This is a genomic window from Acetobacter estunensis, from assembly GCF_019083805.1.
GTDB classification, from domain to species: domain Bacteria; phylum Pseudomonadota; class Alphaproteobacteria; order Acetobacterales; family Acetobacteraceae; genus Acetobacter; species Acetobacter estunensis_A.
Genome location: NZ_JAHRDV010000006.1, coordinates 1 through 14,440, shown reverse-complemented (window position 1 = coordinate 14,440; position 14,440 = coordinate 1). Strand labels below are relative to the sequence as shown.

At 56.8% G+C, this 14,440-nt stretch carries 13 protein-coding genes and 1 pseudogene; 8 read left to right on the top strand and 6 right to left on the bottom strand.

Going from position 1 to position 14,440, the window contains the following annotated elements; genetic code table 11:
* Positions 1-264: 264 nt before the first annotated feature.
* A complete protein-coding gene (locus tag KUA11_RS09135) occupies positions 265-489 on the top strand; it encodes a helix-turn-helix domain-containing protein (protein ID WP_217410006.1) in 225 nt (74 codons plus the stop codon).
* Between the two features lie 886 nt (positions 490-1,375).
* Positions 1,376-1,876 carry an RcnB family protein gene (locus KUA11_RS09130; protein WP_254454819.1) on the top strand — a complete coding sequence of 167 codons (501 nt, stop codon included), beginning with the start codon at positions 1,376-1,378 and terminating at the stop codon, positions 1,874-1,876.
* 7 nt (positions 1,877-1,883) lie between these two features.
* Here the strand turns inward: KUA11_RS09130 and KUA11_RS09125 are convergent, their stop codons facing one another.
* Complete coding sequence (locus KUA11_RS09125; protein ID WP_254454818.1) at positions 1,884-3,089, bottom strand: glycosyltransferase; 1,206 nt, start codon at positions 3,087-3,089, stop codon at positions 1,884-1,886.
* Positions 3,086-4,336, bottom strand: coding sequence for a glycosyltransferase (locus KUA11_RS09120; protein ID WP_254454817.1), 1,251 nt, complete (start codon positions 4,334-4,336; stop codon positions 3,086-3,088). The genes KUA11_RS09125 and KUA11_RS09120 overlap by 4 nt, the downstream gene beginning before the upstream one ends.
* A gap of 286 nt (positions 4,337-4,622) precedes the next feature.
* Between KUA11_RS09120 and KUA11_RS09115 the strand changes: the two genes are divergently transcribed.
* The gene (locus KUA11_RS09115) at positions 4,623-5,639 is read left to right on the top strand and encodes a M14 family metallopeptidase (protein ID WP_254454816.1); all 1,017 of its coding nucleotides are present in this window, start codon (positions 4,623-4,625) and stop codon (positions 5,637-5,639) included.
* 15 nt (positions 5,640-5,654) lie between these two features.
* On the opposite strand, the gene KUA11_RS09110 is transcribed toward KUA11_RS09115, so the two are convergent.
* Positions 5,655-6,971: an ammonium transporter family protein gene (locus tag KUA11_RS09110; protein WP_217410004.1), complete on the bottom strand. Its 1,317-nt coding sequence runs from the start codon at positions 6,969-6,971 to the stop codon at positions 5,655-5,657.
* A 151-nt stretch (positions 6,972-7,122) separates the two neighbouring features.
* Here KUA11_RS09110 and KUA11_RS09105 point away from each other — a divergent pair, with 151 nt between their 5' ends.
* The 4 genes from KUA11_RS09105 (at position 7,123) to KUA11_RS09090 (ending at position 10,315) form a co-directional block, all read left to right on the top strand.
* The gene (locus KUA11_RS09105; RefSeq protein WP_217410003.1) at positions 7,123-8,196 is read left to right on the top strand and encodes an MBL fold metallo-hydrolase; all 1,074 of its coding nucleotides are present in this window, start codon (positions 7,123-7,125) and stop codon (positions 8,194-8,196) included.
* A gap of 69 nt (positions 8,197-8,265) precedes the next feature.
* On the top strand, positions 8,266-8,775 hold the full coding sequence (locus tag KUA11_RS09100; RefSeq protein WP_217410002.1) for an ankyrin repeat domain-containing protein: 510 nt from the start codon (positions 8,266-8,268) through the stop codon (positions 8,773-8,775).
* Positions 8,772-9,839: a histidinol-phosphate transaminase gene (hisC, locus tag KUA11_RS09095; protein ID WP_217410001.1), complete on the top strand. Its 1,068-nt coding sequence runs from the start codon at positions 8,772-8,774 to the stop codon at positions 9,837-9,839. Before KUA11_RS09100 ends, hisC begins: the two co-directional genes overlap by 4 nt.
* Before the next feature lie 197 nt (positions 9,840-10,036).
* Positions 10,037-10,315 (top strand): hypothetical protein, encoded by a 279-nt coding sequence (locus KUA11_RS09090; RefSeq protein WP_217410181.1) that lies wholly within the window; start codon positions 10,037-10,039, stop codon positions 10,313-10,315.
* Positions 10,316-10,371: 56 nt separating this feature from the next.
* Here the strand turns inward: KUA11_RS09090 and KUA11_RS09085 are convergent, their stop codons facing one another.
* From KUA11_RS09085 to KUA11_RS09075, 3 genes are all read right to left on the bottom strand, one after another.
* Positions 10,372-10,527, bottom strand: a complete 156-nt coding sequence (locus tag KUA11_RS09085) for a hypothetical protein (protein WP_166317576.1) — start codon at positions 10,525-10,527, stop codon at positions 10,372-10,374.
* A gap of 324 nt (positions 10,528-10,851) precedes the next feature.
* The gene (locus KUA11_RS09080) at positions 10,852-12,408 is read right to left on the bottom strand and encodes a glycosyltransferase family 2 protein (RefSeq protein WP_217410000.1); all 1,557 of its coding nucleotides are present in this window, start codon (positions 12,406-12,408) and stop codon (positions 10,852-10,854) included.
* 168 nt (positions 12,409-12,576) lie between these two features.
* Complete coding sequence (locus KUA11_RS09075) at positions 12,577-14,031, bottom strand: amino acid permease (RefSeq protein ID WP_217409999.1); 1,455 nt, start codon at positions 14,029-14,031, stop codon at positions 12,577-12,579.
* A 183-nt stretch (positions 14,032-14,214) separates the two neighbouring features.
* Here KUA11_RS09075 and glyA point away from each other — a divergent pair.
* Positions 14,215-14,440, top strand: a pseudogene (glyA, locus tag KUA11_RS09070) (serine hydroxymethyltransferase); the annotation flags it as partial.

The following is a 14,440-nucleotide window of genomic DNA, read 5'->3' as shown; positions in this document are numbered from 1 at the left end:
TACTTGTGGATGGCTTGGGCCGCTCCCAGGAAGTCAGTTGCAAGGAACTTTTCGTCGGCAAGAGCCAAAAGCTGATGCTTCATAAAAAGGGGACCTTTATCGTGGACAACGTGGAATGAGACAGCACATGTGACATCTCATAGTGGAACGAAAAATGACAAATTAGATCGCAACATTGCTACTTAGAAGTGCAATGTGGCGGAATTGCCCCACTGGTTGTATCAAAAGAGAGGTTGGACTGTGGGGATGGGGAATATCCATAAAATGACGCAATCGAATAACGATAAGCTGACACAATCCGTGGGAAAAAAACTGCGGCAAATTCGGGAAAGCTATTCTCTCACAACGAGTGAACTCGCTGAGCGTTCCAAAATAGTTGAAACAGATATCATCGAATTTGAAAATGGGAAAAAACGCCCTAATGCTGATCAGATTATTCACCTCAGCCAAGCACTCAATGTTACACCAAGTATATTCTTCATAGAATAATTAAAAAGTCTCTAAAGTGAGAATTCCCTACAAATTAATACCACATAAATATACTCCATATAAAGGAAAGCAGGCATCCATCTTGCCGACACGATGTTTAATTTGGTACATTTAACTTTTTATGAGCACCAATATAGAATATACTTACTTATTATATTTTATATTTCTAAATATTTTATTTAAATAATGGGTGTGAACAGGAGGTTTTTACACTTCCAACAACCAACATGATAAGAACTTAATAAAATTTCATAAATACTATATATTTATATATAAAACTTATTCTAAAAAATAAATTTATAAATATATTTTTCCAAATTTTAAAATACAAAGGCTCTGTTGTTTTGATGAAAGTTCTTTTGTAATATGCACGCATAAAACATACCACACCAATTCCAAAAAAAAACGGAGTTTATATGCTTGATAAGATAAGCAAACAAATTATAAAAGAGGCCGATGCAGCATACAAAAGAGGACATGTAAATAGAGCAAAAATACTCATAGAGACAGTTAACAAACTATACGATGAAACTGTTGATCGAGTAATGAACGAACTACCAAATTACATCACAGAACAGAAATTTATAGATACAACCAAAGACACGATATAATTTACGAAATAGGAATTAAATTCCGAATGGGCAGAAGCAATGCCTTTTATATTCGCATTTTCAAATGGATTTTAATACCCACTATCACCCAACCTCCCCAAAAGGTCAGGGACAACACTGCTAAAAGCGCATCGCCCCTCACATCAGCCTGCCGAGTGGCGGTCATCTCTCAAAATGATAATCTTTCACGCCATGTTCGTGCCATCTACCGCGCGCTACATGATAGTCATTGACGATCAGCATCAATCGTCACGCATCTTCGATGGAGATCAGGCTTGAAGACAAAAGCCCTCACACTGGCTCTGGCCGCCCTCATGGGTGCGGCCCCCATATGCGCCATGGCTCAACCGATGCCGGGTGGCGGTCGTGGGGGACCGAACCAACATGGCGGCCCGATGGGACATGACATGCGCAATGGCCCCCGTGGTGGTGGCGGAGACCGGAATCATGGCGGCGGATACGATCGTGGCCGTCCGATGCAACCGCCCCAGACATGGCGTCGGGGGGAGCGTTACTGGGGTGGCGCTCCATGGATCTCCAACTGGAACAGCTATCCCGGCCTTTACGCGCCGCCCTATGGTTATCGTTGGGTACAGGCGGGCAACCAGTTTCTGCTGACCGCCATCGCCACCGGTGTCATTGCAGCCATTATCACTGGATCGGCTGTTGGCACCGGGGCCGTTGCCACGCCCTACGCCACGCCTTATCCGGCGACACCCTACCCTGCCGCACCGTACGCGGCTCCCGCTTATCCCGTTGCCCCTGCTCCTTACTGAGAAGGAATCAGGATCTGCCGCCGCTCCTCACGGACGGCAGCAGAAACAGCGACGCATCCTCAGTAGCTGCAAGAGACGCGCCAGCCTCGGCACGGCCGCTCTCGCTCTCCACTGAGCCAATCCGGCGAATGTCGGAGAGCAACTGCGTCGCCATTTTTTTCCACGCTTCGCGCCCTCCATCTACCGGGACAGGCTGCACAATCGGTCCTGCCGCAAGGATGTCCTGCAAAGCGTTAGCGAATGCTTCCGCCGTGGGCCTGCACAGGGTCACACCCGGACATGTCGCGAACTGCTCATCCAGTCCACCCACCTGAGTCGCCAGTATCTGATGCCCCACCGCCGCACCGATGGCGCCCACTCCGCTCTGGCTCGCTTCACGATAGGGAAGCAGCATGACATCGGCCCATTTCACCAAAGGCCCGATATCTTCTTCCGGCACCCATCGGTTCTCCACCTGCACACCCCGCATGCCCGCAAGCCGATGCAGTTCGGGAAGGTCCGGGCCACAGCCCACAATGCGACATTCGAAGCGTGCGGTTTCAGGCAGTCGTTCAAGAGCACCCGCCAGAAGATCGAGGCCCTTATAAGCGCGCAGACGTCCGAACATCAGCAAGCGCAACGGCCCCGGAGCGCGCGAAGCCGCAACCGCGGGCACGCTCTGCGGCACATGCTCATAAGGTGGAAGCGAGGCCACAAGAACCGGCTTGTGCATTCTCGGGTCGCCTTCAAGCTGGCGCGCCACATGATGGGTGAGCGCCACCACCACATTCGCCCGACGCACCAACCATGTCTGAAGGCGATGCTGAAAGGGAAAACCATCGCCGGGATGGGGCACAGCATCATGCACAACCACCACCAGCGGAACCTTCACCCACCAGAGCGCGGTCGCCATCAGCAGATCGAGTGGCCCCGCCATCGCGCAGATCGCCAGCTCTGGCGACCATTCCCGCAGCCGCTTGACCAATCCGCGCACCACCAGCGGCCCAATCGCCAGTCGACGCAGGAGACCACCCAGTCCGCCATACGTCTCCACCAGCCAGAGCGGCGGAGTGCCGGACAACTCGACATCGGAAGCGTCCAGCAGTTCGGCTCTCCGCGAAAGGGAGAGCAGCACCTCGCACCCCGGCACCGCCGCCAAAGCCCGCGCGAGATTAAGCCCGAAACGCGGACCGCCTCCGCGCCGTCCCCACTGCCAGACCAGAACGCGCGTCATGACGTCCATGCCTTATCACGCCAAGCGACGGCTGCTTCATCCCCTCGCAGCGCAGCATAAGCCGCCCGCAATTCATCCCCATTGAAACGCTGCCGTGCAACATCCCGCGCTCGGCTGCCGAGTTTCTGCCGCAAGGCGGCATCATCGGCCGCGCGGCGAAGATGTGTCGTCGCAGCGCGGACATCGGCCTCAGCCCAGACAGCCCCCTCCGCCTCGAACACGCCTCTTGGATCACGCGCGGGGATCAACCGGTACGGCACGGGAAGCCCACATTCCGCATCCAGAAACTCGGCTGTGGCGGACCAGTCCGTAGCCACCACCGTACGCCCAAGCAACATGGCTTCCGCCGGAACCAGCCCGAACCCTTCGCTTCGATGCAGCGACAGCACGATATCGACACACTGTGTCAGCGCCAGTGAATCGTTGGCTGGAAACAACCGCTCCTCAATGCGGATATTGGACGCTCCCGCCACCGCCGCCCGCAGTTGCGCCATATCCTGAGGATAGTGCCGGGCGTGCGTCACCTTCAGAAGGAGAAACCGATCCGACCGCTCACCGAAAGCATCCCGGAACGCGCGTATGGCCGCGAGCGGATTCTTGCGTGCAAAGCTCGACGCCAGACTGAAGGACACGAGCACCACCACCGCATTGGCAGGAAGCCCAAACGTCGCGCGATCCATCCGTGACGGCGTGACATCTGCGGCGGCCAGCGCATGAGGCACAACGCGCACGCGCCCCGGCATGATCGTCTCCAGTGCATGTGCGGAAAAGCGCGAGGGCGTCCATACCTCGTGCACGCAGGCTGTCGCCGGCCGCCATGTGGTCGGCACGACGGGCAATTCCCACGCCCAATATCCCACCACCCTGCGATTACGCACAAAAGACCGGCCCAGCCGCAGAAGAGCCACAGGCAGAGAGGGCGCGTCCATGTGCAAGACCAGCGCCGCATCCGGTGTCAGAGACTTTTGCGCCCGGGTGCCGTCCAGAAGGCTGGCCTGTAGCTCAGTCGCGGGAATGTCCAGCGTCTTGCAGGCGCGCCGCATGACACGTGCACCCTCCCCCAGTCCGGATGCGCGCGTCGTCTCCCCGCCCACGATCAGGCCATCTCCCACTCGCGGGGCGGGCCATGTCGCCCGTGGAGCCAGCAGCCCCCCAATTTCCGCCAGTCCCCGGCGACGCGGCGCGGCAGGCAGACACCGCCACAAACGGTGCAGCGGATGCAGTCTTCTTTCAGAATCAGGAGACAAATCCAGAAAACTCTCGGACGTCGAAAAAACGATCACAGCCGCCAACGGATCGCAGCCAATTTCCCTCCCGTGCCCCAAAAGCCCCTGCGCGTCCAGTAAGAGAGTGTCGCAAAACGCGCACAACCCTTGCATCCGGCCCCGGTCACATTTCCGTAGCTGTCCCTCCATGCGGGATTGTCGCACCTGCCGCAGGCGTGAATACTGACGACATGCCAGCCCTGCACCCGTCCAGCTTCAGCTATCATTCGAGGAGAGCCTTTTTTCGCTCCCTGCCCGCTGGACATTCATGACATCCAGTCCCCGCCTCCCGGCAGTCGGAGACCTGCCCGTCCGGATCACACCCGAGCGCCGCCTGTCAGACCGGCTTCCGCCCGCTCCCTCTCCATTGCCACATCTGCCCTTCGAGCTTCCGCCTCCCGATCTGTCGCCATGGCTCAAGGGCAATACGGATCTTCCCGGCGTGCATCGCTTCACTGCCGTCGAATCCGGTCCGCATGTCGCCCTGACCGCCCTCATGCACGGTAATGAATACGCAGGCGCCATCGTGCTGGCCGACTTGCTCCGCGCCCGACTTCGCCCGCACCGTGGCACGCTTTCGCTGATCTTTCTCAATCTCGAAGCGTTCGCCCGTTTTTCCTGCGAAACCCCCATCCGCTCCCGTTTCGTGGAAGAGGACATGAACCGCCTGTGGACGAACCGCTCCGTCTCTTCTTCACAGGAGCAACGACGTGTCCATCAACTGCTGCCGTATATCGAGACCGTCGATACACTGCTCGACCTGCATTCCATGCTCTGGCCGGGCGATCCCCTGCTCCTCGCAGGCCCTTCCCCAATGGGCGCGGAACTAGCCGCGGACATCGGCACGCCACCACTCGTTGTGATCGATGGCGGCCACATGGCAGGACCACGGCTGATCGACATGCCGCATTTCACACGCCCCCACAGCTCAGCGCGCGCCTGTCTTCTCGAAGCCGGTCAGCACTGGTCACTCGACACGCTGGACGTCACGCGCGCTACGGTGAAGCGCTTTCTGTCCGTCACAGGCGTGACCGATGCCTCACCTCGTCCTGTCCCCGCATCAAGGATCGTCCACGTCACGCACCGCGTGCTCGCGCAAACCGGCCGCTTCACCTTTACCCAGCCCTATTGCAGCGGAACGGTTATCCCTGAACGCAACACGCTGATCGCCACAGACGGACCCGACGAAATTCGCACGCCTTACGATAATTGCATGCTCGTGATGCCCAATTTCCGCACAGCCCGCACCCACACGGCGGTCAGGCTGGCGCGGTTTGAAAACTGACGCGCCGCTTCACTCCTACCGACGACCCCAATAGGTCGCATCCATGCCTTCACGCTCGCAATCACGCGAGATACGCAGCCCCGATGTCGCCTCGAACACACGACAGATCACCCATGCCGGCACAGCGGCCAGCAGCATGATCGTCACAACCCCTTCGATCTGCATCCACGCCCCGATCTGGGCATGTCCCACAATGTAGGGTGCCGCGAGATCGGGAAAACCGGCCGTGGCCGTGCCGCGATGCAGAATGCCACCGAGAATGGAGCCACACATCCCCGGCCCGAACGCCAGCGGCGCCACTTTCGGCTCATCGAGACGCAGTCGCACCAACACGCGCGAGACCAGCACCGCCAGCACAGGGCCAAGCACACCGAACGCCACGCTCTCCAGCGAACCGGCGATGTCGAAAATCGTGCCCGTCATCACGGCCCCCGCGATGGGACCGAAAAACACCCATACCGGCTCACGCAGCCACGCGGCCAGAATAGCGCCGCTGACACCGCCGCCCAGCAACGCGCAGAACACGTTCTTGATGACCACGCCAATGCCCGTCTGCGCCATGGTGATGCCGAACACGCCCTTGCCGGGCATGATCCATGTCGAACCGAGCGCAATCAGGGGAATGGCCATGAACACGAACAGCGCTCCCGTAGCGACGGAAGCGTAACTGTTCGGCGCAGGCGACAGTCCCTCCGCGTCCGGCGTGAACACACCCGCCCGTGGTCCCATCCGCCACGCCGTCACCAGCGTCCATGTTCCGGTGAAGACGTACAGGGCGACCGCCCCCTCGAAATCGTGCAGCCCGGCATTGGTGAGAGGCGAAAGCGGCCCCCATGTGAGCCATGCCGCGAAGGGACAGAGGATCAGGCCGATGACGAAGGCCATCACGTAAAGCGGGGCGCTGCGGATACGCTCGACGGTCCCGCTGTGAACCAGCGCGACCGTTGCCATGGCGAATGTCACGAAGAAGACCGAAAACACCTGCTGCGTATCGGCACCCGCCACCAACTTCGGGTCCAGCGTAATGGCGGGTGCGGCCATGATCGCGCTGCCGAGCCACCAGTCCGACAGGGCCTGTCGGAGAGGATGAGGTGTGCCGAAGGCGGAATAGAACTGCCACTGCCAGATGGCGTCACCGAACAGGAAAGCCGCCAGCCCACCGACAAAACAGGTCACGAATTTCTGCACCCATGTGTGCAGCACATTGCCCGCGCGCACGAGGCCGGCATCCACCATCCCAAGCCCCACCAGCACCAGAATCACACTCACCGCACTGATGACGTAGATGAAGGCCGACAGAATACTGTCGGTCGAGACCTGTTCGAGGAACATGAGAAATGGCTCCGGCTACACGAATCTTCATTCGATCACGAAAAAGCCCACACCCACAACCGGCCATTCTCCCTGCGGGGTTGCCTTGCGGCAGCGAACCGCTCACTCCTTTTTCTTCTCTTTCCTTTTCGGACATATCGCAGCCCACCTCATGGTCAGACATCCGTTTCCATTATCCGATCACTGCACCGGGCAACTCTTTCACAATACGCCGCTGCCACCCGACTGGGCGCAAGCACCCCGACCGCCACAATGGCCCGATGACGCCAACCCGGATGTGACCATCGTCCCCGGTCGCAAGCGCGGGTTGCGGCCACTTCCCTTCCTGCGCTGGATGCTGTCCACCCTCTCAGAACAGCCAGAGCGCATCGTCGATCCACCGGCTCCGGGGGATGTCCATGTCTCCCTCGCGCTTGGGCAGATATCCGTCACCTTCATCGGCCATGACACGTTCCTGTTGCGGCTTCCCCAGCCCGACGGGCACGTCCTGACCGTTCTGACGGACCCGATTTTCTCCGAGCGCTGCTCCCCTGTCTCCTTTTTCGGCCCGAAGCGGTTTCGCGCGCCCGCGCTCAAACTTGTGGACCTGCCGCCCATCGACCTGATTCTGGTCTCGCATTGTCATTACGATCATCTGGATCTGCCCAGCCTCCGCGCCTTGGGCCGACGTAACAATCCGCTGGTCATCACGCCGATCGGCAATGGCGATCTGATCCGCAAGGCCGGACTGAAACGCATCGTGGAGCAGGACTGGTGGGAGAGTCTGCGCTTTGGAGCAACCGAAGTGACCTGCACGCCCGCCCGTCATTTCGCGCAGCGTTCGCTCTTCGATGGAGGGCGCCGTCTGTGGGGTGGATTTCTGCTGCGGACACAGGGCACACCCTGCCGCTCTGTGTATTTCGCAGGCGATTCCGCACATGGCCCGCACTGGCAGGACATCCGCGAGCGGCTGGGCTCGCCGGATGTCGCGCTGCTTCCCATCGGAGCCTATGCCCCGCGCTCAGCCCTGCGAAAGGTCCATGTGGACCCCGTGGAAGCTGTGGCGGCTTTTCGTGCTCTGGGTGCCCGTCACGGCGTCGCCATGCATTTCGACACCTTTCCCCTCTCGCAAGAACCGATGGGAGAGGCGCAGCGCTGTCTGGCCGAGACGCTTGCATGGGCCGGACTGGCACCAGAGTCGTTTGCGCCGCTCGCCTTCGGTGAAACGCGCGTCTTTGAAGTCTGACGTCCTTCGCAGGACGCCGCAGATGGCGTAAGGAGAGACACGATGGGTGCGCACGCAAAGGAGAACAGCATGTCGGAGCACGAAGACAGGACGTTCGACCAGAGCGAGGTCGAGACCCTGTTTCTTGACGCTGCGCGGGATGGGCAGACCGATCTGGTGGGCGAGTTCATCAGCGCTGGCCTCAACCCGAACATCACCAACGAAAAAGGCTACACGCCGCTCATTCTCGCCGCCTATAACGGCCACGCGGACACGGTGCGCCTGCTGCTGGAATCCGGCGCGGAAGTGGACCGCCCTGACGGCAAGGGTTCAACCGCACTGGCGGGCGTTGCCTTCAAGGGCGATCTGCCCATTGCCACGATGCTGCTGGGCCATGGCGCGGAGGTGGACGCTCCCAACCATGTGGGGCGGACACCGCTGATGTTTGCCGTCATGTTCGGTCGCACCAACATGGCCCGCAGCCTTCTGGCCGCAGGAGCCGATGCGGACCGCAAGGATGGCGAAGGACAGAGCGCGCGTGACATGGCGCTCAGCGCGGGCCAACCGGACATGCTCGAACTCTTCGGAATCACCCAATGAGCCGCTTCTGGAGTCCGCTCGTTCACCGCCTGACGCCCTATGTTCCCGGTGAACAGCCCAAGATTCACAACATCATCAAGCTGAACACCAACGAAAGTCCCTACGGCCCCTCCCCCAAGGCGCTGGAAGCGATGCGCGCGGCGTCGGACGACAGTCTGCGGCTTTATCCCGATCCGGAATCGCTCGCCCTGCGTGAAGCTATCGCCCGTCGCGAGGGGTTGACGCCTGCGCATGTGTTCGCGGGTAACGGCTCGGATGAAGTGCTGGCTCACGCCTTCCAAGCCTTCTTCAATCACGGCGATCCGGTGCTGTTTCCCGACATCACCTACAGCTTCTATCCCGTCTATTGCGGACTGTACGGACTTCCCTTCGAGACCGTGGCGCTGGATGCGGGCATGAACCTGCCACTCTCAGGCTTTGACCGGCCAAACAGCGGCATCGTCATCGCTAACCCCAACGCCCCGACCGGCATCGCGCTAAGTCGTGCGGACATTGAGAAACTCGTCATGGCCCACCCCGATCGCGTGGTCCTGATCGATGAGGCTTATGTCGATTTCGGCGCAGAAACCGCTGTCCCACTGGTGAAAAAATACCCCAATCTTCTGGTGGTGCAGACCTTTTCCAAATCAAGGGCACTGGCAGGCCTGCGTGTGGGATTCGCACTAGGTGATCCGGCCCTGATCGAAGGGCTGAGCCGGGTGAAGGACAGCTTCAACTCCTATCCCCTCGACCGACTGGCACAGGCCGGCGCTCTAGCCGCCTATGAAGATGAGGACTGGCTGCGCCAAAGCGTGAACAAGGTTATCGCCACGCGCACGACACTTGCGACCTCTCTTACAGAACTGGGTTTCGAGGTCTTGCGCTCGAGTGCCAATTTTGTCTACGCTTGGCATCCGGATCGTGATGCTGCCACGTTGGCAGCCGCTTTGAGAGAAAGGGCGATCATCGTGCGCCACCTGAAAGGCCCGCGAACATCACCTTGGCTCAGGGTGACGATCGGAACAGACGCACAATGCACTGCTTTGACAGAGGCATTGCGGGAGATTCTACGCCTCAACGCGTAGCGGGCACCTTGCCCTTTCCGGGCGTCTTTCGCCTCACTGGAAACAGAACCGGATCGTAGGTCCGTGATGGCCTGTTGGCAGGACCGGCCGTCTCACGCCTGACCTGCGGCACATGCTGTTTCTTCATTCATTGTCATGATTTCGGCTTCATGATGAAGCCGTGGTCTTTTTTCCTGCCTGAATGGGTTATTGAAATCATGCGTGCTTTTCACGGTCAGTTTTCGGACAACCAGCCGATCCGCCGCTCCCCTGCCGAGAAGCAGAAGCAGCTCCGTGACCTCAAGGAAACCCTCGCGTCGATGAAGTCCCACACTGCTCCCGCTCTGCGCGAGAGCGTGCGCAAGCGCATCCTTCAGCTTGAGGCCGAACTGACAGCCGCCCCGGCACTGAAATCCACTGCGGAAAAGCAGCCGGCACGAGGCGCTGATGCCACACGTCGGCCACGTACCCGCATCCGCTCGGATTATCTGGGCTGATACAACACCCCCGGTCATCCATGGTGACCGGGGGCGTTCATTTCCAACAGGGCGCGTCAGCGCTGCGCGAGTTGCGCTTCCAGCTTCTTCTTTTCCGCGGTCAGAGCGTGGACATGTTCCGGGCGATCTTTTTCCGCGATAGCGAGATCCCGCTCCACTTCTTTCAGACGTCGTTCCAGTGATTCAGCAGAAACGTCATGATGCTGTGACATGGTCTTTTCTCCTATCTGTGTTCGCTTATTGCAGCAGTACCTTACACGTATCGAAAGGCAGACCCTGCCAAACATCACATGGACAGCTATGCTCTCCAGACAACACGCAAAATTGCGCTTATGAAAACAAACGTGTCAGACCCTAATCTTTTTTCCCGAATTCACGGCCGTTATAATTAAACAATACAAGCCTATCACCTCGCAGGCAGCATGACATACCCCTCAGACTCCGCCAACTGACCGGCCTACAGAGCACACTGACAACCGAAAATTAAATGATTTAATCATCGACATTCAGTCGCTCCGTATCTATTCATACGCAAACTAAATAATATATTCTCCCAGCACACCGTCCATCAAGAACAAAACTGTTTTCTTGGACACATCATCCAATTCCGTTACAGCGTTTATAACAATGTCCTTTTTTAAATTTCCAACATTAGGATGCTTACTTAACGAATATATATCCTTCACAGAAAGGAGATAATTCGCAGCGGCTCGTATCAATGGATGACAGCTTTCCAATTCAATGACTTTCGAAGAAAAATTCTCCCACTCCAACGCGCGAATTTTTCTTACATTGTGATCGCCATCCGGTGTGAAGCCCATATATCGGCCAGTTCTTGGATGAGAAAAAGAGAGCGTTTTGTCGCGGTTTTCCCATATTTTGTATGTTTTAGCCGTCACATACCGTGGATCGTCTTTTACATTCACTTCTTCGCCTCGCGGTGAGAATAAATGGACGTAATCGCTTCCCTTTCGGTACAACGCGACAATCCTCAAATCTTCTTCAGTGCCAACCGCCAATTGCCCATCGCGGCACACCAGATATTCGTCAAAATGATTTTTTACATTAAATGCTAGAATTTCATTGTCTGAAAAATGCTCAGATAAAGCGTTTCCTGGAGAATCATGAAGAGAGACCCATTGTTCTCTGATCTCATGTTCATGAATTTCATAGACCGGATTGAATATTTCCACAGCTTTGGGAGAAAAGAAATCTTCCAGAGCCGACGCAAATCCAATTTGTGTTTTGTTTATGGTCTGAAGAATATTCTCAGATTGAACCGAAACAATATACTCCATATTTTTTCTAAAAAATTTCACATAATTTGGATCTATATCACGCTCAACAGAGCTGTATTCCGTATCTTTCGTAACCTGATGGAGAGGATCATTCTCATTACGCCTTACATCCTCCAGGTTCCTGTCACGATTAACATAATGTTCCAAAGACCGGGACTGGTAATGAAAGAGACGACCACCTTCCCATGTCGGTTGTTCCCGCGTCAGGCCGCCATGCGGTCCTTCCCAGATTACATCTTGGCCGGCACTGTTAACATTTCTACCAGACACATTGGCGTTATGTACATGATACATTTTTTCAAGCCGGTCTGGCCTGAACATGACCTTTGTGTGACGATTCCAGAATTTTGTTTCATCACTGTGCTTGATATAATTTAAAAACGGTGCCCCCTCCGGACGACTAACATGACCATTTGTTCCGACACAGCACCAGTTAAATGCAACCAGAGAAACATCGCCAAGACCCATCAAATATGACTTTATGTTCTTCCCGTACAAATCAAGATATTCATCTGCATCAAAAAAAGCAATCCAATCAAATTCCTGTCCATAACAGGTCAAGGCATCATTATAGGCACGAATTTGTCTTATATCATGCCGATCCCGGTTTACATGATTCCGCTTGTAGCGAATATCAAAACCCTTTTTGAGAGAGAGTATAACCTCTTCCGTTTTATCATCAGAAAAATCATTATAGATGATAAAACTGTCGAAACCCAAAGAACTATGCCACGCTATCCAATAGGGCAACTCAACAGCTTCATTCTTAACCACCAAACATATTGCCGTTTTCATCGACCTTCTTCCCAACTAGTCGCCCTGATACGTGACAAACATTTTGTTCCGACACTCAGGCATGAGTCGTACACAGATTTTGACACTCCATACTATATTTAAGAACAGAGTGTGAAACCCATGCGTGGAACGATCTGGAATGGCCGTATTCAGCGGCAAAAGTCCATTTCAAGCCTTCCCCAACCGGCTATGCCGCCGTCCATAGCCGAAATACACACCCAACCCGATCACCAGCCATACCAGCAGCCGGACCCAGGTCAGGCCGTCCAGCGACACCATCATCCCCAGACATGACACCACGCCCAGAATGGGGAAAACCGGGCCACCCGGCACTCTGAATCGCCGCTCCGCCTCTGGGGCCTGTTTGCGGAGCACCAGCACGCCCACACAAACGATGATGAAGGCCAGCAACGTACCGATAGAGGTCATGTGTCCCAATTCGGCAATAGGCAGAAATGCCGCAAGCAGGCTGGTCAGCACCATGAAAAACAGGTTCGACAGCCATGGCGTGCCAAAACGCGGATGCGTGCGACTGAACAGCGGCGGCAACAGACCGTCGCGTGCCATTGCAAAGAAAACCCGGCTCTGGCCCAGCAGCAGAACCAGCAATACGGATGTGAAACCGCACAGGATGCCAAGTTTTATGGCAACCTGAAGCCATGCGATGTGTGTGCGGTCGATGGCCGTGGCCACAGGCGCCGGATCGAACGCCATCGCGCGATAATTTACGATCCCCGTCAGCACCAGCGAGAAACTGACGTAAACCAGCGTGCAGATCGCAAGACTGCCAAGTATCCCGATCGGCATGTCCCGTTTTGGATTGCGGGTTTCCTGCGCGGCCGTGGAAAGCGCATCGAACCCGACATAGGCAAAGAAGACGGTCCCAGCAGCGCGCATGATTCCTGAAAGGCCAAACTGACCGAACGTCCCGGTATTGGGGGGAATAAACGGGTGATAGTTCGCCGTCTCGATATAGGAGATGCCAAAGGCAATGAACGCCGCGATCACCAGCAGCTTGATCGTGACAATGACGGCGTTCACCTTTGCTGATTCCGAGGTACCGCGGATCAACAGGGCTGACACGGCCATAAGAATAAAGGCCGCCGGCAGGTTGGCCACGCCTGTCGTGAGCGTTCCATCGGGCAGATGCACCGTCTCGAAAGGGGAAGCCACAAGCCGCGCGGGCAGATGGATCCCCCATCCGGCCAGAAGCGAATTGACGTAACCCGACCAGCTTACCGACACCGTCGCGGCACCAACGGCGTATTCTAGCACCAGATCCCAGCCGATGATCCACGCCACAAGTTCACCCATCGTGACATAGGCATAGGAATACGCGCTGCCTGCGATGGGGATCATGCCCGCCAACTCGCTGTAGCACAGCCCAGCAAACCCGCAGGCGATGGCGGCCACCAGATAGGCCAGCGTCACGGCCGGCCCGGCATTGTTACCCGCCGCCACGCCCGTCAGCGAAAACAGACCAGCGCCAATGGTGCAGCCAACCCCAAGGGCAACCAGACTGAGCGGTCCAAGCACCCGTTTCAGTCCCGCATCTCCCACATCGGCGGCAATCGATTTGCGACGAAAAAGAGAAGAGAGAGGGGAAAGCGAATGTTGCGACATACGGCAGGGGTCTTTTTTCTGACAGAAACGAGCGACGGAACGTGGCGCCCTTCCACGAATGGTAGTTTTCCTGTCCCGAAAAGGCTACAAGCGCGCCAAGGGCAAGGGTGAGCGCGGCCAAAAAGCTGAAACGCGACCCTATCTGCCAATGTGATGTGCTGCTCGGAAACAGGGAGTTCCAGTGTGAGCGAGACGGATCTGCATCGTTTTTTCCAAGCCTCCCTGCGTGAGGTCGACCCTGCTGTTGCGTCGGCGATTGGCGCCGAACTTGAGCGCCAGCGTGACGGGATCGAACTGATCGCCTCCGAGAACATGGTCTCCGAAGCCGTGCTTCAGGCCCAGGGCAGCGTGCTGACCAACAAATACGCCGAAGGCTACCCCGGACGCCGCTACTACGGCGGCTGCGCAG

Bases quoted from the DNA above. Each gene is read 5' to 3' on its own strand.
- KUA11_RS09135 (WP_217410006.1), top strand. From the start codon at position 265: ATGACGCAATCGAATAACGATAAGCTGACACAATCCGTGGGAAAAAAA.
- KUA11_RS09125 (WP_254454818.1), bottom strand. From the start codon at position 3,089: ATGACGCGCGTTCTGGTCTGGCAGTGGGGACGGCGCGGAGGCGGTCCG.
- KUA11_RS09115 (WP_254454816.1), top strand. From the start codon at position 4,623: ATGACATCCAGTCCCCGCCTCCCGGCAGTCGGAGACCTGCCCGTCCGG.
- KUA11_RS09110 (WP_217410004.1), bottom strand. From the start codon at position 6,971: ATGTTCCTCGAACAGGTCTCGACCGACAGTATTCTGTCGGCCTTCATC.
- KUA11_RS09105 (WP_217410003.1), top strand. From the start codon at position 7,123: ATGGTCAGACATCCGTTTCCATTATCCGATCACTGCACCGGGCAACTC.
- KUA11_RS09100 (WP_217410002.1), top strand. From the start codon at position 8,266: ATGTCGGAGCACGAAGACAGGACGTTCGACCAGAGCGAGGTCGAGACC.
- hisC (WP_217410001.1), top strand. From the start codon at position 8,772: ATGAGCCGCTTCTGGAGTCCGCTCGTTCACCGCCTGACGCCCTATGTT.
- KUA11_RS09090 (WP_217410181.1), top strand. From the start codon at position 10,037: ATGCGTGCTTTTCACGGTCAGTTTTCGGACAACCAGCCGATCCGCCGC.
- KUA11_RS09085 (WP_166317576.1), bottom strand. From the start codon at position 10,527: ATGTCACAGCATCATGACGTTTCTGCTGAATCACTGGAACGACGTCTG.
- KUA11_RS09080 (WP_217410000.1), bottom strand. From the start codon at position 12,408: ATGAAAACGGCAATATGTTTGGTGGTTAAGAATGAAGCTGTTGAGTTG.
- KUA11_RS09075 (WP_217409999.1), bottom strand. From the start codon at position 14,031: ATGTCGCAACATTCGCTTTCCCCTCTCTCTTCTCTTTTTCGTCGCAAA.